Below are 22,643 nucleotides of genomic sequence, written 5' to 3'. Positions count from 1 at the left end.
CGGAAGTGATTACAATGAACATTCCATTGTTCGTCCCTACCTATCGCGTCGATGAATGTCTCGCCGAGATTCGCGATTGTTTGGAAAAAGGATGGACGGGACTAGGTTATAAAACGGTTGAGTTTGAGGAACGTTGGAAGGAATATACCGGCTTCAAACACGCACATTTCCTTCATTCAGCTACCGCTGGGCTGTCTTTGGCAATAGAAGTGCTCAAAATGACTAAGGGATGGAAAAAAGGCGATGAAATCATTACGACACCACTTACCTTTGTTTCGACGAATCATACAATACGCTATCATGCTTTAAAACCCGTGTTTGCGGATGTTGATTCTTACTTATGCTTGGACCCAGATGATATGGTGCGGCGAATAACGCCAAGGACCCGGGCCGTCTTATTTGTAGGCATGAGTGGAAACACAGGGCAATACGAACGAATCGTAAAGCTGTGCGAGCAGTATGGTCTAGCTCTAATTTTGGATGCGGCCCATATGGCAGGGACTCGTTTGCACGGGTGCATACCTGGGAAAGAAGCGGATGCCGTCGTGTATTCGTTTCAGGCGGTTAAAAATTTACCTACCGCCGATGGCGGTATGGTGTGCTTTCATGAAGAGGCACAGGATCACCTAGTACGTAAGCTGTCTTGGCTTGGTATTAATAAAGACACATACACCCGCACGAATGCTGAGGGCCAATACAGATGGTTGTATGACGTTGAACATGTCGGCTACAAATATCATGGCAATTCAATTATGGCGGCAATCGGTCTGGTACAGCTCCGTTATCTCGATCAGGATAACGCGTACCGCAAACAATTGTGTACCTGGTATGAGCAGGCATTGGCTGACGTGAAGTCTATCATTCCTTTTATACCAGTAGCACCAGATTGCGACAGCAGCCGACACTTGTTTATGATTAGCGCCCCGGCGCGTAATGAACTTCTAGCCTTGTTGAACGAAAATGGTATTTTTCCAGGCGTGCATTATCGTATAAACACGGCTTATCGCATGTACCGACATGCACGAGGTCAATGCCCGACAGCGGAAACGATGTCGGACCGTATTATCTCGCTGCCGCTGCATCTGCGGATGACCTATGCAGATGTACAAACCATCGCGAGTGTCATCAAACAGTACGTTAGCAACCTATAGGGAAGGAGCGCATTGAAGATGGATCATTCATACCGGATTCTGAGTCCGCGACTGCTGCTTCGCCCTTTAACCGAGCATGACCTGGATCAGGTCCGCTCTTGGCGTAATCAAGAGCATATCCGGATCTGGTTTCAAGACGACCACGTCATTGAACCTGAACAACATTTTAATTGGTACGAACGTTACCGCACCAATGATAGTGATATGATGTTTATTGCCGTCAGACTGGATAAAGAGAAGCCGATCGGCACGGCTGCACTCTATCGTATCAATCCTTATAAACGCAGAGCTGAATTCGGTCGGGTGCTCATAGGGGATTCCGAATCACAAGGTCAGTCATACGGTGAAGAAATTGTCAAAGCCGTGACTCAATTTGGCTTAAATACGCTCGGACTTCAATCTATTGAGCTGTTTGTGAAAGTAACCAACACACGGGCTATTCGCATTTACATGAACTGTGGATATGTACACGATTCATCCTATCGCCATCCCGTCGCACAAGGCTCCTCCGCCCTCATTCGTATGGTGTGCTTTGCGTCGAAAAGGCACAGGGAGGGGCGGGGTTCATGACCGATGCTTCATTATTTATGCGTGACCAGCACATTATATACCCGCATCGTTTAATTGAAGCGCCCGAAGTAAGTATCATTATGCCAACTTATTGTCGCAATCAGTCCGGCTTATTAAGCCGCGCCATCAACAGCGTGCGCGCACAAACCTTTGCCAACTGGGAGCTGATCATCATAGATGACGGCTCCCGTGACGGCAGCTTGGACACCATTCGTGAGCTGCAAAGAATTGATCATCGTATCATTCATGTGCGGCATGCTTACAATTCCGGACTGCCTGCCATCCGGGTTAACGAGGGGCTAATACTGGCCAGAGCCCCTTATATCGCTTATCAATTTGACGATGATGTTTGGAAGCCAAAGCTGCTAGATATCCTTCTAAAACAAATCCGAAAAGTACACTCTCCAGCACTCGTATATGGTAAGGCACAAGCCTTTCCACCTGACAGCCGGATCATCGGGAGTAACTTCGCAGCAGGCTCTAGTCGACTTATGGATGCTAATTTCATTGCTAACAACAGCGTACTCCACTCCAGGGAATGCTTCGAGCAGTATGGCATGTATGATACACATGTTGTCATGCGACGGGTTTGCGACTGGATGTTATGGCAGCGCTGGTCCCAGCTTGTCCCGTTCTATGATGTGGATGTCATCGTGAGCCAAGTATCGATCGGACAGGATAACGCGATCGGTGAGATCGCTCCGTATGATCTGCTAGCTTATCGTATCTTTAACGGCTTGAATCGGGAGAAGGTGCTGCTGCCCCACAATTGGCTTCATACCGAGGTTGATAATTTGTCACCGTGGGCAGATGCTGTGTCCCTCACTTGTAAGAACCGAATGGAGCAGGAGCATATCCAGTTATGGAACACACAAACCGCGCACTCCAGTGCAGCTCTGGCACAACTACAACATGCAGCACGTATATCTACAGGGCACGTCTTATTCACCCGGAACGATGACAACGATCACGCGAATACGTGTCTCTGGAAGGCGAGTTCAACCGATCTGCAGCCTCCATATTCGGACACCCCCATGCAGAGCGGTAGATCATTGAAGCGTAAACGTTCCCTTGTAGTCAGTAAAATGCATTACGATCCTTCTGTCGATATAACGTTCCAGCATTTTAATCGCATTGATAATCCACTCTTCCAATCCTTTTATGTGCCGCTTCATCAGATAGACACTTCATATATGAAAGATTCCGATCTCGTTGTGCTCCATCGGGCTTGTTACGACTTCTCCGTCTTGCAGCATTATGCGGCACAACAAATAGGCAAGCCCGTCATTTATTTAATGGACGATGATTTTTTACACTTGTATCAAGTAAGTCCTGAATTTCATTACCTGGCACCAGGAGAAAACTATTATAATCAGCTATTGATTCATTTGCAGGAAGCGGATATCTGTGTAGCCTATTCGGATATTACCGCTGACAGCATACGACCCCACAACCCCCGGGTGCTGACGCTGAGCACCAACATACCGGGGAGTTACCTAAAGCGTCCGTTTGTCAGAAATAATGGCATGCGGCCATTCCGGATAGGATACACGGGAGGAAATTCAAGAACCGAAGAATTCGCGCAGCTGTGGGAAGCTTTTCAGCGCCTGTCACAAAAATACGGAGAACAGATTGAATTTGTATTCTGGGGTATGAACCCGCATACGTTCCCTACCCTGTCATCACCTGTCAGCTACGTGCCTTTTACGTACAGTTATTACGAATATTTAAATCGGCTTATGAACATTGACATTGACCTCGGGGTTGCACCTCTTGATGATTCAACCCGCGCCAAATCTGGGAAATGTCCGATTAAATATTTAGAATATACAGCGGCAGGAACGATAGGCATTTATTCGGACGCCTTGCCTTATCGTTCTATTACACATCAGGTCACGGGATGGAAAGTTGCAAATACAGTGCAGGATTGGTACGAAGGCATAGACACCCTTATTCAAATGCCTGTTGAAGCAAGGGAGCGGATATGGCAGTCTGCCCAAGAAGATGTATACCGTTCTTTTTCTACGGAGAAGGAGCGAATTCGGGTAGCAGCCGTGGCCGAAGCCGCGATTCTCCATCATCGCTTTCGTGATCAGCGTGCTGCAGATGGCAAACCTTGCATTGTCTTGTTGTGGAACGAGCCTTTTGAACAGCAGTATGCCTTAACCTCATTTGTGACCGCGCTGCGCGCTTACGCGATTGAGCCGCTTATCTTAACGGGAAGCCTGCTTGATAATCCAGAAGCATTAGTGTCGTACTGCAAAGATCATCGTATTATTCATCTAGCCGCAGAACAATTGGACCAGCTAAAGACCCTTTCAGAAACTAACGCAGCAGATTCCCCCGTGCCAGCATTTACACAAATTGCAGCCTGTATCCAAATGCATGCCGATTCCGAATCCAACCATTTGATCACCCTGCTTCTGCAATTGCAGCACGAATCTACTGCCGCATCCCAGCAACCGCAGCTGCTTATATCTCACTGGGACGACATCGAGCAGCATCTAAACGTTATAGAGCAATTAACTGAAGTAGAGCTGCGGGCCGTCGTTTCCGATACGATGCTAGCTTGGGCAATACTACGTTCCTTTAATGATAGCTAGTTATGTAGTTAACATCCATGCTCAAGATGTAAACTTGGTTAACTTAGTTAACTTGCTTACATCTGCCCCATTTTTCAAGTATGAATCAAACTGTCGAAAGGGCTGTATTTCATCTGTCTGTTCAGACAAAGAATACAGCCCTTCGCAGTAATGCTATAAACTTGTGAATTAATAAATATGAGGCACTTGCCAAATACATGGAATGTCTTGGATCTGATCTCCCAGCCACTCCTTCGCAATACGTTGAAACATTTCTTGATCACCGCTGCAAAAAAATTGATGAACTGGCATATCATCTTTCTCCGCAAGCTGGTTCTTATCTTGTAAAATGGTACTTACTTCACGAGCCGTCTCTTCGGCTGAGTTAATTAACTCAACACCGGACCCCATCACTTCCTGAATCGGCTCCGTCAGGAAAGGATAATGTGTACAGCCCAGTACTAATGTATCAATTGGCGTAGCTCGAACAGCGTCCAACGACTCCCGAACGACACTCCATGTTTCTTCCGATCGGTACATACCTTTTTCCACAAGCGGTACAAATTGAGGACAGGATTGCGAGATTACCTCTACATGCGGGGAAAGCCGTCTAAGTGCTTGCACATAAGCACCACTTTTCACTGTTACATCTGTCCCGATTACACCGATATATCCAGATTTGGTAGCTGATATGGCTGCCCTGGCCCCTGGGTGAATGACACCAACCACAGGTACTGATACATGCTGACGTATGTCTTCCAAGGCAACTGCTGCTGCCGTATTACAAGCAATTACGATCATTTTGGGTTGGTACTGGATCAAATAATCTACAATTTGACGGGTAAACAGTCTTACTTCTTCCGATGAACGAGGTCCATAAGGAGAGCGAGCTGTATCGCCAAAATATATAATTTTCTCTCTAGGGAGCTGGCGCATGACCTCTTTAACAACCGTCAAGCCTCCGACTCCTGAATCAAGCATTGCTATAGCTTGTTGCACGAAAACACCGCTTCCTTCATCTCTTGTTTGACTGACTCGGATCACACTCGTTATGACGTATTCCGTACGTAATACCATATGTACAGCGTGGATAAAACGTACCTCGATTCTAACTGATATATAGACAAGGTTCAAGTATGGGTGGCGCTCCTCCGAAAGGGGAGTGAAAGTTAGATTCCGTAACCTGCCAGCAACTTTTTATCGATTCGCGCGTTATTATTGAAAGATAAGCTGAAACGGGTGCTTTCATTTTCAAATCCAGAGAGAGAATAAACGAACGCAAATAGGTGCCATAAGATGAGCAAGCTTATAGGACGAGAGGAACTACCATGCGAAATACAAATTATACTCAGAAGCCGACATCTTCTAGACAGCTCCCGCCACGAAGGGTAAAGCACACTCTACCCGAACCCACACAAGTGCGTGCTGCTGCGGAGACGTCAAGTAGATATACACCGTCTAGCCCGGAATTCAGACCTTCGAGAAGAAGCTCTGCCGGTAGCCCTGACAATAGACCTGCAAGATCAAGCACATCTGCAAGTGCAGTTACAAGAACTGTAGATAGAGGTTCTGTAGTTGATTCAACCACTAGACCTGCGGCGGGAGGGCGCAGATATAATGCGTCCGCCAACGGTTCTTCCAGCAGGCTGACAACGCCAAGTTCACCATCACCTGGAAGAAGCAGACAACGAAGAAACGACAGATCTTCAAGAAGGAACAGGGTTGCCGAGACCGTTCCGCCAGAAAATCAGAAAGAGAAGAAAAAGAAGAGCAAGGGCGCACGTAAACGTGCGATATGGAAAATTATCCGTATTTGGATGGCTATTTTCATGTTATGTATCACATTTGGGGCAGGTTGGCTGCTGTTCACGCCTTCAGGCGAACAGTTCCGGTTTATGATTGCCGATACACTGCTGACGACTCGGCATCGTCATTGGGCCAAGTTTATTATTGGGGAAGAAGAGATGAATCGAAGAATCCAGCAATACAATAATCGATTTGAACAAATGGGAGACGAACAAGCGAACACAAATCTTATCAAAACACCCGAACAACCTAAAAATGACAAGCCTCTTACCGAGCTAAAGGAAATTAGTGGTCAAGGATATAGTGGATACTTGCTTACGATACGGGACCCTAAATCCATTCGGGTTGCCGTCACTAATGAGATGGGCATGGGAGAAAAAGTATCCAATATGGTCAAACGGACCGGAGCCCTCTTTGGCATTAACGGGGGCGGGTTTGCCGATCCGAATTGGAAAGGTAATGGATTTCAGCCGATCGGCATCGTTTATGCAGATGGCAAGCTGTTCTATAACGGGATCGGCAAAAATAAGCGCACCCAAATCGTTGGCTTCGATAAAGAGGGCAAGATGGTTGCAGGCAATTATACAGTCGGTCAGATGGAAGAGCTCGGGGTAAAAGAAGCGGTCAGCTTCCAACCTAGAATCATAGTGAACGGCAAAGGGTTAATCAAAAATGCCGCCGATGGCTGGGGAATTGCTCCTCGTACTGTAATCGGGCAGAAAGAAGACGGAACGGTATTATTTCTCGTTATAGACGGAAGACAGACACATAGCATTGGCGCTAACTTATATGACTGCCAACAATTGATGTTGGAAAACGGGGCTGTCATTGCCGCCAATCTGGATGGTGGATCTTCGACCGTGCTGGTCGGAGAGGGAGGCAAGCTAGTAAACTCGCCTGCCAGCCAATATGGTGAACGGCTGCTGCCAACCGCCTTCCTTGTATTTGACCAACCAGAAAAAGCCATCATAAAAAATATATGGGAAGGTCTTGATCCAACCAAGATTGATCCGAGCACGTGGAAACGTCAGTCCTAATGTATCAGCCAACAAGGAACTATCGTAACCTTTAAGGTATAGCTTTAACTGTATATTAGCGTTAGAACAAGTCCCTATCTTTATGGAGCACGACAACTCATGCTCCTGAAGATAGGGACTTTCTTGTGCCTATCCCGATGGCTGTACGCACTATTTGATAAGTTGAGCTTTTTGCTTTACAGATGTATTGTCGCTGACCACTGCGATGGCCTCTTTTTTATCCGATGCTAGGCAAGTGTCGCTCGTCTGCTCAGACATGGCGATCTCCGCTTGCACCTCGATATCGATGCCATCCGCTTGCTCGTTTACAATCGAAGAAACCAGTGCCTTTTCCTCGTGGCTGCTAAAACGCTCCTGAAGTGCATGCTTCCAGTCGGATGTTTTCTCCTTGGCAGCTTCTACCCATTCACTCGTCTTGTCACTCACTTGTTTTGCTAGCTGCTGTGACTTCTCGTTTGCTTGCTTTGCACCCTCGGCAAGATCATGACGAAGCTCTCGTCCCGCCTTTGGTGCCAGCAGCAATGCCGAAACCGTTCCGACGACGCTGCCTACCAACAAGCCTATCCAAAATTTACGGTTTGATTGTGCCATCGTGTTTCCTCCTTATGCATAGCCTTCGCCCTGTTATTGCCTAGTAGATTCATTTAATCCAGTCGATCCTTATCAGGGGTGGCATGTGATGTTGAGCGTTGACGGCGAGTCTGGATATCAGACCAGAATGTGTAGGCCAAGTCCGCCCATTGCAGCGTATCTTGAATTCGACGCTCGTTAGCCTGGTGTGCGGCTTCAACCGCCGATTCTGTGCGTTCAGACCAACGCGCTAGACGGCTGTTCCACCCCTCAACCATATTACGGGTCCGTCCAATCGTTTCTCTCCACTCTGCTAATTGCTCTGCCGCTTCTTCCGCTTTCTTCAACGCTTGGTCTCCCCGGCGGGTCAGGTCGCTCAATTGCTGAACAAGTTGGGTAGACTGCGTATTTAACAAACTTAAAGACTGGCTCGCCTGTCTTACGAGAGATAGCCCACGCCATATGGCAATTACTGCTGCAAAGCAGAGCACAAGCCAGGCCCCTGTGGCTACAGCAACGCTCCATTCCACCATGATATGCCTCCCGGATTCAGCATCGACCAGGACGAATGCCCATGTCGTAATCACAGTATAAGAAGTATGGGCTCGTCTTGACACACCAGGGCTTGGTTTAATTTTCACACGCTTGACTTATCCTGTTGTATTCATGTCATATTGTCACTATAAAACGTCACTATATAACCTTAATCCTGCATAATCCTAAAACGTCAAATACCCCTTCACTGGTTGTGGAAATTAAATTTCCGAGGGCAGCCAAAGAAGAGGTATCCAGTAATCGTGTATTCAGTTGCCAGCCTTCCGACTAGTATCCATGATCCTTAATCAATCTATGTCCACATCATTACGAACGTTGTTCTTTAATAAAGCGAATAGCTTCTCTTGTCTGATCCAAATACTGAACGGTCTTGTCATATTGATGAGAGGCAACGCACATAAAGAGGACGTCAATAATATGCAGTTGGGCAAGCCGAGAAGACGTAGCCGCACTGCGGAAGGTTGCTTCCTTTGTGGCGGATATAAATAAATTAAGCTGCGCCTCTGATGCAATTAGCGAGTTGCCGTAGTGAGTCAGACTTACGGTATGGCTCCCCTTCTGATTTGCAAGCTGTAAAATATCATATACTTCAGACGTTTCTCCAGAGTAGGAAATGCCGAACACAACATCTTCCGATGTCATGTTAGCGATATTCATGGCTACCACATGCACATCCGTAAACGCCGTCGCCGGCTTGTTAATCCGCAGAAACTTTTGCTGCGCATCCAACGCAATAATAGAGGAGGCCCCTACACCGAAGAAATGAATATGGCGCGCGTGAATTAATACATCTACTACTTTTGCCATATCAGCAAGATTAACAATCTCCGACGTTTCCCTTAAGGCCTGGATACTGTTTGTTGTCATCTTCTCCAACACAGCATCCACGCTCTCGTTTGGTTTGATATCCCGATAGCCTTCGTGCTCTGACTTATTAATATCACCCACAATGCGGAGCTTCAATTCCTGAAAGCCTTTGAGCTTAAGTGATTTGCATAGGCGAATGACAGCCGCACTGCTGGCACTGCATCTTTCCCCTAGCTCAGAAGCGGTTAACGAGACTGCCTCCTGCGGGTATTCGAGAATATACTGCGCGATCTTCTTCTCCGAAGGAGGCAGCTTGGACAGCATATCAGACAGCATAACCAAGCCGCCCTTAGTCGGCGATACGTACATAGGGATTCCTCCTTTGGACTGTTGCCCTCTATTGACTCCATAATATGTAAGCGTTTATCTCTATTCTTTATTTGTGTGCACCCTGTGCCCCGTATCGCAATCATCATCGCTAATCACCTTGATGTCTATACACAGCGTACATCCTCCACAGGACAATGTTGCAACTGCTCGGCCTTCACGGACTCCAATAACGAATCCAGAAGCTGTCACCCTGACGACCTGCAAGTTCGATGAACTCCATGTGTAATGCAGCGGCGGCATGATGGGCATTGCCATAGCCATTAAACCTTGAGTCACGAACTCCCCTGTAGCCGTTACTTGTACAGTTTGCCCACGCTTTATGATAAGGGTAGTACTAGCATAATCGCAACGGATACGCTCTAACAAGGGAACTACTTTCCAGCATACACGCTCTTCGTCCACACAAAGCTGGATATAATGATAAAATCCTCCGCTTTCTGGTGGGACATGCGTCTGCTTGCCTCCACCACCAGTAATGAGATAATGAACATTGTCCACTTTCTTATACATATAGGCATGAAAATCTCCGCAAAGGACCAGCATCTCTCCAACTGCTCGCTGTACTTTAGCTTGGGCAAGTAGTGCATACAACCGTTGAGCCTCACCTTCATCCATAAAGCCATGTCCTGTTTGGTGATCATATCCACATGCATCCGACTCATCAGGAGGGGTATGCATCAGAATTACGATATGCTGCCCAGCAGCCTGATCCATCATATCGGCAAGCCAAGACCATTGAGAACGGTCGGAAGCGCTAATATGTCCAGCTGCGGTATCTACACCAATGATCGTAAGATTCGCATAGTCTAACACAAAGTTTGTTTCCCCAAACGCCTGCTGATAATGGGTACGCTGATTCGTGCCTGCAATTTCATGATTGCCAATCGTCATTACATACGGCAATCGGAAATTCTCCATCCGTTGTACCGCCAGCTTGTAGTTGTCTAGCGTATCACACTCTACAATATCCCCCGTATACAATAGCAGCTCCGAAGACTCATTCTGAATTCGGGCAATATGTGCCTGAAGCTGCAGGTCACACACATTGACCTGCAGGGCAGAATTCAAATACCCACCATCTCCGATAATCGTTATTTCAAACGCTTTATCAGACGATGGCTGAGGAATCACCGCCCCAGTCTGGAATGTCCATGTCAGCTCGCTTCTATTTCCCGCCAGATCAGAAGCCTCTACCTTTACAAAATATTCACTTTCAGCATTTAAAGTCTCACTAGGCGTATAACAAGCGGTGTCATCTTGATAACGGTGGATGACCAAACATCCGTTTAATTCTATTCTGATTGAATTTTCATCTACCCCTGAATGACTATCCTCAATTCTGAGAGCTATTCGCGGTCTCAAAGAACGAGTCACCGTTCCGTCCAGCGGCATCATAACTCGCATGATCGGTGCCTTCTGATCTGGGCCCAGTTCTACCGTAAACGCCCACTCAGCAGGTGGATTAGCAGGATTGCCCGCGCAATCATGAGCTTGGACGAGGATATGGTATTCTCCTGACACAAGTGCAGCAACTGGGGCATGAACCAAGCCTGTTACTCCATCATAGTGATGGTCCAGCCATTGATTATTTATCCTCATCTCAATCGATTCCGGTTGTACGCCTGATTGATGGTCTAATACTCGCAGCGACACAACGAGTGCACTCGCGTATACCGTCGTACCCGGCTTCGGATCATAATCTGACCATTCAGGCCCCCGCAAGTCCTCACTTTCGTGACCTGAGATAGTAAAAAGATCGCGAATGTCCACATAGCCGACGTTTTTATCTGCCATATCTGTCTCAACGATATAAATATGACGCACGTACGCCGGTTCCTCTAAAGCGAAAGGAAGGTCAGCAGTAACGCATCTCCAGCCGTGCCAATTCATACCTTTTGGTGATGTAAGGTCAAGAGACCTCTCTGTGCCGTCTCCGTTTACTATTGCGATTCGCAGCCAGTGACCGCATGGCTCGGCATGAATCCAGCAGCCGATAGCGGACGCACAGCTATTCATCTGCCACCGCTGTACATCAATAGGCGCCAAGTAAGCAGCCGAAGTTCCTGCTCGGCTTCGGCAATCATAATGAAGCCGAACGGCCTGGTGATGAGAGGAATGGCTCCATTGCCCGGGGCGCGGCATGTCAACAGCCTCCATCGTCACTCGTTCCATACGAATGCCGTAACATTGCAGCTCTGTTGTTGAATGGAGTGGATCTACGATACGGATCATGACACTTCACCTGCCCGTCGGATCAATTAAGTTAGATGAATCGCTTGACGTACCAACCCACCCGTGAGCTCCAGCCTTTCTCTTGCTTCCTTGGCGCTGAGTCCAGCCTCCAGCATGACGATTGCGGTTTTAACTTCCTGATCTGCTACAGCAAGCGTGGATGCCGCTGTCTCATAATCTACTTCCGTAATGTTCATTACAATGCCGCGGGCGCGTTCCTGCAGCTTGTAGTTGCTGGCGTTCAGATCTACCATCAAATTCTCATATACTTTTCCCAACCTAATCATGACAGAGGTCGAGATTGTATTCAGTATCATTTTATGAGCGGTGGCCGCCTTCATCCGCGTCGATCCCGTTACGACTTCAGGTCCTACCAGCACCTCAATCTTAATGTCTGCAAAACGGCTAATAGCCGAACCGTCGTTACACGTCAGCGATACCGTAGATGCGCCTATACCTTGCGCGTATTGCATAGCTCCAATCACATATGGTGTTCGGCCGCTGGCTGCGATGCCAATAACAACATCCGCTGCGCTTAAGCCGCGCTCCGATAAGTCAGCAGCCCCTTGCGCCTCATTATCCTCTGCCCCTTCTACCGCTGCAAATACCGCGCCGCTGCCGCCTGCTATCACGGCCTGAATCAATTCCGGCGGTGTGCTGTATGTCGGGGGGCATTCCGCGGCATCCACAAAGCCTAAGCGACCGCTTGTGCCAGCACCCACGTAGAATAAGCGGCCTCCATTTTTAAGAGATGCATACACAAAATCTACTGCTTCTTCCACACGAGGTAGCACACGATAGACCGCCTCCATAACTGAACGATCTTCTTGATGAATCACGTTGACGATATCATGCGTACTCATCTGGTCGATAGTCATCGTACGTGGATTGCGCTGTTCCGTTAATAAAGCCGAAATGTTCGTATCCATATCCTCACAACCTATCCGTTGTATATTTCTGAGCCTGTCACTGCACAGTCCTCACACTTCCCTTAATTCGTTCTCATACAACCACTGCATCCATGTTCCGCTGACGCTGGTTCAGCATAGTCCTGCTGTGCTGGCAGCTTTACTGCTTACGGCATTCACAATGTGCTTCTATTCATTAGACTCACTGTACCTTCATTGCTGCCAGTTGCTGACTTATCTGCGCACACAATTGCGAAGGAAGTGGAATATTTAAGCGACGTAATCCGGCAAACACGGCTCCTGCTACAGGTGGGTGATCAGGTAATGTAAATTGCGCTTGCATCCCCGCAGCACAGCATACATTCTCGATTGTAGGCAGCAGTAGATCCGCTCGCTGGAATACACCACCGGTCAATACAACTTGTATTCTCTTGCTCTTTTCGCTCGTTTCGCTCGACTCGCTTAACACGGATGGGAGGCCGCCATACAATTTTCTATACAGCGCTGTGATCGCCTGCCCCATTTCCTGCGCGGCTTCCATAACGATCCGCAGCGCTGCTTCATCACCTAAATCAGCGGCTCTCAGCACAAAAGGGGCCACCGCTGCTACTTGTTGACGGCCATTTTGCGTATAGATCATCGGAATCAGCTCTGTTATCGTTTGTAGGGAATACGATTCTTGCAGGATAGGGGTGATCACAGTAGGCGCGTCAAGACCATCCCAAGCCCGAAAAACAGCAGTTAACCCTGCACTGCCAATCGCATAACCACTGCCTGCATCACCGATGATGTATCCCCAGCCCCCTACTCGCTCTCTCGTTCCATTTGCATGTACACCATAAGTAATCGAGCCGGTCCCAGCAATCTGTACGATGCCCGGTTCCCCTAACGTGCCGGAGTACAAGGCAGTAACCGCATCGTTATCCACTTCAATAAGGGTTTCTTTCATCAACGGGCTCTGTTGACATAACTGTTGGAGATGAGTTTTCACTTGCTGTCGGTTATCCCCTTGCTCAATACCAGCCAAGCCTGCAAATATTACCTCAATCTTTTCACCGCACTGAATAGCCACGCCGCAAAGACAACTCACAACATCTGTCAAAGCCTGAAACGCACGAATATGGTCGCCATTCATATTCGATGGCCCTCGTTGCACGGCAGACAGTAAAGTGCCATCTGACCGCACAAGCACACCAAGCGTCTTTGTCCCGCCTCCGTCAATCGCTACAATGCCCATGGCATGGTTCCCCCTCTTCATTAGCGCATCAACGAAAACCAGCAGACTCCTCAAGCGCTAGCTATATAATAGATATGAATTTGACTCTTTACTGAATCTGTATAAATCCGATTCATAACGGTCCGCATAAGCGACAGCTGTTCCCTGTTGAATATGTTTCTTTAGCTTCCTATCGCCCGCCAATTGATCAAAATGCTCAGCTTCCTTGTATTGGAACGACTCTGGATACATCGCCGCAATCGTTTCCAGAAGCTGCAATCCAACAGAAAATGCACGAAGGACTTTGCGATCCGTCACATGAAGTTGAACACCCTCGCACCGCTCCCCGTTGTATTTCTGATAGTTGGGTACAAATGATACTGGGCGGGCAATGACACCCGGCATCTGCCGTTCATTAAGTATTCTCGCCAAGCTGTAACCGTCCATGAAAGGTGCTCCCACCACCTCAAACGGCTTGGCAGTCCCACGTCCTTCGGACAGGTTTGTCCCCTCAATTAGACACGTTCCTGGATAAAGCAAGGCCATGTCAATCCCGCTGGCATTCGGAGAGGGCGGAACCCACAATAACCCTGTCTCGTCAAAATGCATCTGTCTGGACCACCCCTGCATCGGGATCACGGTTAGTTCGCACCGTACGCCAAATTGATCCACAAACAATTGGGCCAATTCGCCAATCGTCAATCCATGACGAACAGGGATCGGGTATAAACCCACAAACGATCTGCACTCCTCCGTAACCAGATTCCCTTCCAGGGTAATCCCGTTGATCGGGTTGGGACGGTCCAGCACAACAAACGGAATGCCTAGTTCCCCACATGCCTCCATCACGTAGGCCATTGTGTAAATATAGGTATAATAACGTGAACCGATATCTTGAAGATCAAAAAGGATCACATCGATATCGCGCAGCATTTCCGGGGTGGGCTTGCGTGTCTCTCCGTACAAACTATGCACAGGCAAGCCAGTCACTTTATCGATTGAGGAGCTGACCGCTTCTCCTTCCTTGGCATCTCCCCTGATACCGTGTTCAGGCCCGTAAAGAGCCGTTACGTGAAGATGCTCATGTTGATGGAATATATCAATCGTTGGAATCAGCTTATGGTTAACTCCTGTCAAATTCGTTACCAATCCGATCCGCTTTCCCCGATACTGCTCGGCATACTGTTGTAAGAATACTTCTACACCTAATTTTAGTCCCATTTCTCCTTTTCCCTCCTCGGAAGACGTCAGCAGCAGGAACTTGACGCTTTCCTTAGCCTTTCGAACCTGAGATCACAATACCTCGAATAAAGTGCTTCTGAGCAAAGAAGAACAGCAAGAGCGGTGGTGTCACCGCAATAATGGAAGCTGCCATTAGCAATTGCCAAGGGGTAGAGCCGTAGGAAGCCGTAAAGTTCGCCAGTCCAAGCGACAGTGGATAATGCTCCGTACTATTCAAATAAATCAACGGTCCCATTAGGTCATTCCAGCGGTACATAAATTCCAAAATGGCACCTGTAGCGAGTGCTGGCAATGACAAGGGTAAAATAACACGGAAAAACATCGTAAAGTATCCGCCGCCGTCAATCTTCACCGCTTCATCCAACTCATGGGATATCCCCATATAAAATTGGCGCAGCAGGAAGATCAGGAACGCACTGGCTGTGAACGCAGGGACGACAAGCGGCAAATATGAATCGACCCAGCCTAACTTATTAAACAACAAGTATTGTGGAATCATCACTACTTGGGGCGGCAGCATCATCGTGCTAAGAACAAGCCCGAACATCAGCTTGCTGCCTCTGGCCCGTAGTCGCGCAAAGGCAAAGGCAACAAAAGCAGACGTCAACACCGTTGCAAATACGGTAATGCCCGTATACCAGATCGTATTCCACATATATGTCCCAAACGGCGAAACACGGAACACTTCGACGTAATTGCTCCATTGCGGCGAGCTTGGAAACCATACCATCGGCAGTTGAAACACTTGCCCCAGCGTCTTCAACGAAGTGGATGCCATCCAAAAGATTGGGAATAAAAATAATCCTATAAACAAGAACAGTACTCCGTATATAACAGCTTTCTGCATCAGGGACAGCTCCCCATGAACATATCGTTTCGTCTTCATTAGCTGCCTCCTTATTTTCGGCTCGAATACTCGTAGTGGACATATCGTTTGGACAGCATCAGTGACAGCATAGTCAGTACAAAAATAATGATAAATAAAATCCATGCCTGTGCAGATGCGTACCCCATACGGAACTGCGAGAATGCAGTATCAAACAAGTAGTAGACGTAGAAGTAGGAATTCCACTCCGGTCCGCCTTTGGTAATGACATAGGCTTGCGTAAAAATTTGGAACGAAGAAATAATGGCCATAATTGTGTTAAATAAAATAACAGGTGAAATAAGCGGCATCGTAATGTTAAAAAATTTGCGAAAGCTGCCCGCGCCATCTATATCTGCAGCCTCATACAAATCCTTTGGCAGCGATTGCAAGCTGGCAAGGAAGATAACCATCGTACCCCCTAGACTCGTCAACTGCATCAGTACCATCGAAGGAACAACTAGCTTCGCATCGGTGAACCATCCCAAGCCAGCAACTCCGAACCATTCATGCAAAATATTGTTGACGAACCCAAAGTCCGGATTCAACAGCCACGACCATAGAAACGCAATCGATACTCCTGATACGATCGAAGGCGCGTAGAACAAGGTCCTGAATATAAGCAGTCCTTTAATCTTCTGATTCAGAAGTACGGCTAGCAGCAGCGATAATACGATCGTAAAAGGCACAGCCAGCACCACGTAATAAGTGGTTACACTTAGCGACTTAAAGAACAAGGTGTCCTGGAACAAGGAAACGAAGTTATCCAGTCCTGTAAATCGTGGCGAGCTAACTACATCGTAGTTCGTAAAGCTAAGCCATAAGGAAGCGACCATCGGTCCTCCCGTAAATAATATAAAACCGATAATCCACGGTGAAGCGAATATCCAGAAGGCTCGTTCTTCCTTTTTCCGTTCAGGATGAACCTTCATCTTTGTCTTACGGCCGGTCATCATCGAGCTATTTTCCGAAGCCGCTTGTTGTTGTGTATGCAATAGGATTCACCTCATCTTAGATAAGACATCGGGCTAATCCGCAATCTGGCATCAGCCCGATAAGTCTTATATTTGTTCATGAACAGGAGAAGCTGCGTTCAACGATCACTCCAAATTCAACGAACGTAAGTTTTTGTCAATATCTTTAAGACCATCATCCACGCTTTTGGTTCCGTTATAAACCGCACTCATCGTCTGATTGGTTGTCTTCAAAATGCTGTCAAACTTGGCGATCAGGTGGTTATCTGACTCGCGGCCGTACTTAACGACACCCTCGTTTAATTGCTTTACTTGTTCTGGCTTCATGTCCATCGCTTTAGCCATATCTGCATACCAATTGGTCAACAACTCGTCAAATACTGGCGTTGCACCTGTATTTTCAGCGTATGCCTTAGCAGCGCCTTTCGGGTCCATTAAGTATTTGATGAACGTCCAAGCTTCTTCCGGGTGCTTTGTGTGCTTATAAATGTTCCATGGATCTACATACAGCGGGATCTGGCGTCCTTCGATATTAGGCAGTGCTGCCGCACCCCAACGGAACTCCGCTTTCTTAAAGTTCTGGAAGCCCCAGCCGCCGCTGATCATCATCGCCACTTTTCCTGTCATAAACGGATTGCCCAACTGAGTCATCGCTTCTGTTTGAGACGGGTTAGGCGAAATTTTATGCTTTAATACGAGTTCGGCATTTTTTTGAATCGCCTCAGCATTTTTTGGATTGCTCAACAACTGCGGCTCTCCCATCTTGCCCGTTTTGTAAGCTTCTTTGCTAAAGAAGTCACCACCAAACAACCATGCGCGTTTATTTGCCGTTTCATCATAGAGCAGACCATATTGCTGATTGCCTTTATCAGTCAGCTTCACCCCATACTCGACCATCTTATCCCAGTTCCAGGACGTATCCTCCCAGTCTGTTGTCGGATACGGCACACCTGCCTTATCTAACAAATCTTTGTTATAGAATAAGAACGTTCCATAGTTTAACATCGGCATCCCGTATGTCTTCCCGTCCACTTTATAAATATCTAACAATCGAGGGTTAATCCCTTTGACCACGTCAGGCTCTTTCTCAATGTAAGGTGTCATATCCAGCAGCACGCCCAGTTGATTAAATGTAGCAAATCCTGCCTCACTCCAGTTGGCAGACCATACATCCGCCATGTTTTTGCCGGAGATCATTGTCTGGATTTTCTGATCGATTTGTGCGTACGGAAACGTCATTAATTTGACTTTAATGTTTGGATGCTTCGCTTCAAAGTCTTTGACGGTCTGGTCATACCAAGGCTGCTTAGCCGGATTTGAGGTGACCATCCAGGATATTTCTACCTTTGCGCCGCCGTCCTTGCCTGTTCCCGTCTCAGAACTTGAACCGCACCCTGCCAGTATGACTGAGCAGGCTAGTATTAACGTTATTGTCAGAAGCAAGGTTTTTCGCAATTGATTCATTCGAATACCTCCATTAATATTAAAATATTATTTCATTATAAATTATATATATATAGAAATATTATTTCAGAAAATACATATAGCTCTTCCTTGCAGCAGCGAGACTTAACGTCTCTCTGTGCATTGCATTCAAGCTGTGTCTCATGGCTATCCGTTATCGTTATCATGTATTTAGCTGCCTTGTTAAGACAGCTCTTTTTTCATTAAATCGTAGCCTTTCCACGTCTGAAATCCCAGCTTCGCATAGAAATCAACCAGCTCTGTCCAATCAATAATCAGATGTTTCATCCCACGAGCGCCAAGCTCCATCATTCCTGCTTGAACTAACGCAAGTCCATATCCTCTCCCCCGGTAACGGTCATCTACACCCAAAGGCCCGATGCCGCCGAGTGGCTCTGCAAATAGTGGGGCCCAATACGTATTCTGGGCAATTAGGGGTGCATGCTCATCGTTGACCCGACAGAAGCCAATCATCTCCTGACCTACAAACAGACCGAGAAACTCTCTCCCCTTTCCGCCACGCTCCCAGTAACTTAACGCTTCATAATACCATCTGCCGGGGAAGCATCTGCGGAAGAAACGAAGCATTTCAGCTTGATCTTTCAGTTCCAGCAACCTGACGTAAGCGCCTTCAAAATGAGGTGCGTCAATCGTTTTGTCGGCTTCTAGTGAAGCATACAAATCAAATACTTCATACAACTGCTCATAGCCTTTGTGTGCACACCATTCCCGACTGTATGACAGCGCTTTCGGAACTCCGGGAAAATAATGCCACGGATCGCGTCCCATATAGACTAGCCCGACCCCCGCCTTTTGCAGCGCTTCTTCCGCCAGAGTCAGCAAGCGACTGCCAATCCCTTGTCCTCTAGCCTCTGATCTTACTACAATGGCTTGAATCCATCCTGCTCCTTCTCCTAGCTGCATCTCACGCTCTTGTTCCTGCCATTTCTTTGCTATCACAAAGCCGATTAAAGTACCGTCATTATCGTGTGCAAGCCAAGATGCAGGATAGTAAACGTTGCTATCTTGAAAGCTGTTCTGCCGCAGCAGCTCCTCACGCAGTGGGAACCAGTTCCCGATCTCCCGATTCCACAGTTCACATATTTGAGAGATCCATGCGGCTTCCAATGGAATAACGTTCACGATCATCTCCCCCTAATCGAATGAAGTCCACCCTCATTTGTTAGATGTATCATTTATATGCAGCTTAAATGAAATTTAATTACAAACTTATTATATTTAATATAAAATTTTATTTCAATACCTTTTCCGCAAAATAATCCACTACATGCATTACTTTTATGCGATCATTAGCCTGCTCACGCTCCACGCCAATTTTCATCTGCAGCAAGCAACCTGGATTACTCGTCAAGATAACTGTTGCTTTTATCTCTTCGATTGCTTGCATTTTACCATCAATGATGGCATTGGCCATATCCGGTTGTACGAGATTGTAGATGCCCGCTGACCCGCAGCACATCTCTGCACCCTCAAACTCCTTAAAATTGATATCGGGTAAGAGTCGCAGCAATTGACGCGGACCATCGCTTCCTCTCATCACATTACGAAGATGACAGGAATCTTGATAGGTTATCGTATCTACCGTTTCGTGGCAGGTGCTGTCTCTCGATTGTATCGCTGCTGTAGGAAATGCAACATCTCTTAACGTCACGCCCGCATGTAACGGCATATTACGCTGAAACAGCCCCCCAGTCCAGTGATTCGACCTCAGCAATAGCTCTGCGACATCTTTCACCTGAGCAGCAAAGCCCATCGCCGCTTCCTTCCATTCTGGCTCACGATCAAACAAATGAGCATATTCAACCAGCATGGAACCACAACCGCCTGCATTGGAAGCAATAAAATCCACTCCCGCAATTTTAAACACGCTCATGTTCTGCTTTGCAAGCTCCTTCGCGGTATCTCGGTCTCCACTATGGGCGAACAATGCGCCGCAGCAAGCCTGCTCATCCGGAATAATCACATCATAACCGGACTCGGCGAGCAGTCGAACCGTATTTACATTGGTATCTGTAAATACAACGTCCATCACGCATCCACGGAATAACCCGACAGTGCCGATCTTCTTTCCCTTTGCTGCCACATGTGTGCCCCCGACACGCTTTACGACACCTGCGTTGTCCGCAAACGGCATCACTCGTTCCATCATCTGCACCTGTGGCGGCAGCCACCGCAAGAGTCTGCTCTTGCAAATGATACGCTGCAATCCCGAGCGTTGATAAGTTTGCAGCAGACCGCTCATCCGTCTAAGTCGCGTGTGGTTCTTAAATACAGGTTTCATGAACCGATGGATAAGACGCATCCGTTGTTCTTGACCTGCCTCTGCAGAATGCTCAAATAACGCATCTTTAGCTTGCTCAAGCAGTTGTCCGTACTTAACATCAGACGGGCATACAGGTTCGCAGGCACGGCAGCCCAAACAAAGGTCCAACTGCTGCTTAAAAGCCGCATCCGGTTCCATCACACCGTCCGCAACCGCTTTCATTAATGCGATACGCCCACGCGGAGATGCTGCTTCAAGGCCCGTCAGTTGATACGTCGGGCATGAGGGCTGGCAGAATCCACAGCGCATGCAGTTCATCAGTTCCTCATAATCCAGCGCTTTGACAAGCTTTACTTGAAGTTTATTTTCCACAGATCTGCCCATAGCTAAGTTGTCATCATGAGTGCTCACTTGGAGATCACCAGCCTTTTCCGTGCAGACTTGGCAAATATTTTGCCTGGATTCATGATGCCATTCGGATCAAACGCCTGTTTAATACCCTTCATCAATTCAATGCCTGCTTCGCCTACTTTCCACTCCAGATAGGGTGCTTTTACCATGCCTACACCATGTTCACCCGTAATTGTACCGCCCAGCCGAATCGCCTCTTCAAATATTTCTGCAAATGCTTCCTCTACCCGATGAATCTCCTCTTTATCGCGCGCGTCTGTCGTGCATGTCGGATGTAAATTACCGTCGCCAGCATGGCCGAACGTACAAATGTTTATCTGATGTGCCTCTGCAATGCGATTAATGGCCAGCACCATGTCAGCAATGCGAGAACGCGGCACGGTTGCATCCTCTAAGATTGTCGTCGGCCGTATGCGTGCCAATGTAGACAGCGCGCTGCGTCTCGCTTTCATCAATTGCTCCGCCTCCTGCTCATCTGCAGCAGTCTGTATGCGATCCGCTCCTTCTTCCGCGCAGATCGCAGCAATCGCTTCCATATCCTTGCGCACGCTTGCCAGCTCCTGTCCATCCTGCTCAATTAACAGCACGGCTTGCGCGTCTGTGGGCAAGCCAATATGATTGTAGGCTTCCACCACCTGAATGGTCGGTTGATCCATAAACTCCAGTGTAGCCGGAATAATACGTGCCCCTACAATACGTGATACAGAACGGGCAGCCGCATAAATATCCGTATAGGCAACCAACATCGTCTGCCTGACTAACGGAGCGGGCAGCAGCTTCACTGTCGCTTCCGTCACAATCGCCAGCGTCCCCTCCGAACCTACGAGCAGCTTCGTTAGGTCGTAGCCGGCCACATCTTTGTACAGCTTGCCGCCTGTGCGAAGGACCTCACCAGAAGGCAGCACCGCCTCCAGCCCAATCACGTAATCCTTTGTGGTGCCATATTTCAGGCCACGCAAGCCGCCCGCACCCTCCATAATGTTGCCGCCCAGCGTTGAGATAACCATGCTGCTCGGGTCAGGTGGATAAAACAATCCCTTCTTCTCCACTTCACGATGGAATTGTTTCGTATTCAGGCCTGCCTGAAACGTCGCCGTCAGATTGTCCGTATCCAACTCCAACAGCTTATTCATACGAGTTAGTACAACTACGATTCCACCGGATACCGGAACGGTGCCTCCGCATAAGTTGCTGGCGGCACCTCGCGGTACGATTGGAATACGGTATTCATTCGCCAATCGTAAGATGCACTGCACTTCTTCCGTAGTCTCGGGATAGACTACTGCGTCAGGAAGTGCTTGGAGCATGGGGGTCGCATCGTAGGAATGCGTAACTAACGACTCCTGATCGAATCTGCAGCGTGCTGGTCCTAGAAGCTGCAGCAATTGTTGCTGTACTTGCGCAGCAATCATCGCAATCACTCCTTATCTGTGAATGGTCAACCACCAAGTTAAATATCGTCTTGCAGCATCTTCTTAGGCTGAGATGTTGCGCTTAGCCAGCCCTTGCATTCACCCCCTCTGTTTACAGGATCAGAGATGTACAGACTTATGTCTTTCTGGTTAATAAGAATCTACCT

At 47.8% G+C, this 22,643-nt stretch carries 19 protein-coding genes; 4 read left to right on the top strand and 15 right to left on the bottom strand.

The window, feature by feature from the left end:
• Positions 1-14: 14 nt before the first annotated feature.
• Genes QP775_RS16415 through QP775_RS16405 form a run of 3 tightly spaced genes read left to right on the top strand, consistent with a single transcriptional unit; the run spans position 15 to position 4,324 of the window.
• A complete protein-coding gene (locus QP775_RS16415) occupies positions 15-1,151 on the top strand; it encodes a DegT/DnrJ/EryC1/StrS family aminotransferase (RefSeq protein ID WP_285107624.1) in 1,137 nt (378 codons plus the stop codon).
• 18 nt (positions 1,152-1,169) lie between these two features.
• Positions 1,170-1,721, top strand: a complete 552-nt coding sequence (locus QP775_RS16410) for a GNAT family N-acetyltransferase (RefSeq protein ID WP_285107622.1) — start codon at positions 1,170-1,172, stop codon at positions 1,719-1,721.
• The gene (locus QP775_RS16405) at positions 1,718-4,324 is read left to right on the top strand and encodes a glycosyltransferase (RefSeq protein WP_285107620.1); all 2,607 of its coding nucleotides are present in this window, start codon (positions 1,718-1,720) and stop codon (positions 4,322-4,324) included. The genes QP775_RS16410 and QP775_RS16405 overlap by 4 nt, the downstream gene beginning before the upstream one ends.
• 168 nt (positions 4,325-4,492) lie before the next feature.
• Here QP775_RS16405 and racE read toward each other — a convergent pair whose 3' ends face one another.
• Entirely contained in the window at positions 4,493-5,302 is an 810-nt protein-coding gene (gene racE, locus QP775_RS16400; RefSeq protein WP_285107966.1) for a glutamate racemase, read from the bottom strand.
• Between the two features lie 349 nt (positions 5,303-5,651).
• A complete protein-coding gene (locus tag QP775_RS16395; RefSeq protein ID WP_285107618.1) occupies positions 5,652-5,933 on the bottom strand; it encodes a hypothetical protein in 282 nt (93 codons plus the stop codon).
• Positions 5,934-6,120: 187 nt separating this feature from the next.
• Here QP775_RS16395 and QP775_RS16390 point away from each other — a divergent pair, with 187 nt between their 5' ends.
• Positions 6,121-7,146, top strand: coding sequence for a phosphodiester glycosidase family protein (locus tag QP775_RS16390; RefSeq protein ID WP_285107616.1), 1,026 nt, complete (start codon positions 6,121-6,123; stop codon positions 7,144-7,146).
• A gap of 150 nt (positions 7,147-7,296) precedes the next feature.
• Here the strand turns inward: QP775_RS16390 and QP775_RS16385 are convergent, their stop codons facing one another.
• The 13 genes from QP775_RS16385 to QP775_RS16325 form a co-directional block, all read right to left on the bottom strand.
• A complete protein-coding gene (locus tag QP775_RS16385; protein WP_239326509.1) occupies positions 7,297-7,737 on the bottom strand; it encodes a YtxH domain-containing protein in 441 nt (146 codons plus the stop codon).
• A gap of 53 nt (positions 7,738-7,790) precedes the next feature.
• Positions 7,791-8,249 carry a phage tail length tape measure family protein gene (locus QP775_RS16380; RefSeq protein WP_239326507.1) on the bottom strand — a complete coding sequence of 153 codons (459 nt, stop codon included), beginning with the start codon at positions 8,247-8,249 and terminating at the stop codon, positions 7,791-7,793.
• Between the two features lie 328 nt (positions 8,250-8,577).
• On the bottom strand, positions 8,578-9,447 hold the full coding sequence (locus QP775_RS16375; RefSeq protein ID WP_239326505.1) for a MurR/RpiR family transcriptional regulator: 870 nt from the start codon (positions 9,445-9,447) through the stop codon (positions 8,578-8,580).
• Between the two features lie 60 nt (positions 9,448-9,507).
• Positions 9,508-11,700: a metallophosphoesterase gene (locus QP775_RS16370; RefSeq protein WP_285107611.1), complete on the bottom strand. Its 2,193-nt coding sequence runs from the start codon at positions 11,698-11,700 to the stop codon at positions 9,508-9,510.
• Between the two features lie 26 nt (positions 11,701-11,726).
• Positions 11,727-12,629, bottom strand: a complete 903-nt coding sequence (gene murQ / locus QP775_RS16365; RefSeq protein ID WP_285107609.1) for an N-acetylmuramic acid 6-phosphate etherase — start codon at positions 12,627-12,629, stop codon at positions 11,727-11,729.
• A 181-nt stretch (positions 12,630-12,810) separates the two neighbouring features.
• Positions 12,811-13,845: an N-acetylglucosamine kinase gene (locus QP775_RS16360; protein ID WP_285107607.1), complete on the bottom strand. Its 1,035-nt coding sequence runs from the start codon at positions 13,843-13,845 to the stop codon at positions 12,811-12,813.
• Between the two features lie 57 nt (positions 13,846-13,902).
• A complete protein-coding gene (locus tag QP775_RS16355) occupies positions 13,903-15,045 on the bottom strand; it encodes an exo-beta-N-acetylmuramidase NamZ family protein (protein ID WP_285107605.1) in 1,143 nt (380 codons plus the stop codon).
• Between the two features lie 52 nt (positions 15,046-15,097).
• Complete coding sequence (locus tag QP775_RS16350; protein WP_239326495.1) at positions 15,098-15,952, bottom strand: carbohydrate ABC transporter permease; 855 nt, start codon at positions 15,950-15,952, stop codon at positions 15,098-15,100.
• A gap of 11 nt (positions 15,953-15,963) precedes the next feature.
• Positions 15,964-16,926 (bottom strand): carbohydrate ABC transporter permease, encoded by a 963-nt coding sequence (locus QP775_RS16345; RefSeq protein WP_343224423.1) that lies wholly within the window; start codon positions 16,924-16,926, stop codon positions 15,964-15,966.
• A 105-nt stretch (positions 16,927-17,031) separates the two neighbouring features.
• Positions 17,032-18,369 (bottom strand): ABC transporter substrate-binding protein, encoded by a 1,338-nt coding sequence (locus QP775_RS16340; protein WP_285107603.1) that lies wholly within the window; start codon positions 18,367-18,369, stop codon positions 17,032-17,034.
• Positions 18,370-18,552: 183 nt separating this feature from the next.
• The gene (locus tag QP775_RS16335; RefSeq protein WP_285107601.1) at positions 18,553-19,518 is read right to left on the bottom strand and encodes a GNAT family N-acetyltransferase; all 966 of its coding nucleotides are present in this window, start codon (positions 19,516-19,518) and stop codon (positions 18,553-18,555) included.
• A gap of 103 nt (positions 19,519-19,621) precedes the next feature.
• Positions 19,622-21,064 (bottom strand): (Fe-S)-binding protein, encoded by a 1,443-nt coding sequence (locus tag QP775_RS16330; protein ID WP_285107599.1) that lies wholly within the window; start codon positions 21,062-21,064, stop codon positions 19,622-19,624.
• Complete coding sequence (locus QP775_RS16325; RefSeq protein ID WP_285107597.1) at positions 21,061-22,476, bottom strand: FAD-binding oxidoreductase; 1,416 nt, start codon at positions 22,474-22,476, stop codon at positions 21,061-21,063. The genes QP775_RS16330 and QP775_RS16325 overlap by 4 nt, the downstream gene beginning before the upstream one ends.
• Positions 22,477-22,643: the final 167 nt, after the last annotated feature.

It is taken from the genome of Paenibacillus sp. UMB4589-SE434 (genome assembly GCF_030226685.1).
GTDB lineage: Bacteria > Bacillota > Bacilli > Paenibacillales > Paenibacillaceae > Paenibacillus_B.
This window is presented reverse-complemented; position numbering and strand designations above follow the sequence as displayed.

Bases quoted from the DNA above. Each gene is read 5' to 3' on its own strand.
- QP775_RS16325 (WP_285107597.1), bottom strand. From the start codon at position 22,476: ATGATTGCTGCGCAAGTACAGCAACAATTGCTGCAGCTTCTAGGACCA.
- QP775_RS16380 (WP_239326507.1), bottom strand. From the start codon at position 8,249: ATGGTGGAATGGAGCGTTGCTGTAGCCACAGGGGCCTGGCTTGTGCTC.
- QP775_RS16335 (WP_285107601.1), bottom strand. From the start codon at position 19,518: ATGATCGTGAACGTTATTCCATTGGAAGCCGCATGGATCTCTCAAATA.
- QP775_RS16415 (WP_285107624.1), top strand. From the start codon at position 15: ATGAACATTCCATTGTTCGTCCCTACCTATCGCGTCGATGAATGTCTC.
- QP775_RS16390 (WP_285107616.1), top strand. From the start codon at position 6,121: ATGGCTATTTTCATGTTATGTATCACATTTGGGGCAGGTTGGCTGCTG.
- QP775_RS16370 (WP_285107611.1), bottom strand. From the start codon at position 11,700: ATGATCCGTATCGTAGATCCACTCCATTCAACAACAGAGCTGCAATGT.
- QP775_RS16350 (WP_239326495.1), bottom strand. From the start codon at position 15,952: ATGAAGACGAAACGATATGTTCATGGGGAGCTGTCCCTGATGCAGAAA.
- QP775_RS16360 (WP_285107607.1), bottom strand. From the start codon at position 13,845: ATGGGCATTGTAGCGATTGACGGAGGCGGGACAAAGACGCTTGGTGTG.
- QP775_RS16355 (WP_285107605.1), bottom strand. From the start codon at position 15,045: ATGGGACTAAAATTAGGTGTAGAAGTATTCTTACAACAGTATGCCGAG.
- QP775_RS16410 (WP_285107622.1), top strand. From the start codon at position 1,170: ATGGATCATTCATACCGGATTCTGAGTCCGCGACTGCTGCTTCGCCCT.
- QP775_RS16385 (WP_239326509.1), bottom strand. From the start codon at position 7,737: ATGGCACAATCAAACCGTAAATTTTGGATAGGCTTGTTGGTAGGCAGC.
- QP775_RS16340 (WP_285107603.1), bottom strand. From the start codon at position 18,369: ATGAATCAATTGCGAAAAACCTTGCTTCTGACAATAACGTTAATACTA.
- QP775_RS16375 (WP_239326505.1), bottom strand. From the start codon at position 9,447: ATGTACGTATCGCCGACTAAGGGCGGCTTGGTTATGCTGTCTGATATG.
- murQ (WP_285107609.1), bottom strand. From the start codon at position 12,629: ATGGATACGAACATTTCGGCTTTATTAACGGAACAGCGCAATCCACGT.
- QP775_RS16405 (WP_285107620.1), top strand. From the start codon at position 1,718: ATGACCGATGCTTCATTATTTATGCGTGACCAGCACATTATATACCCG.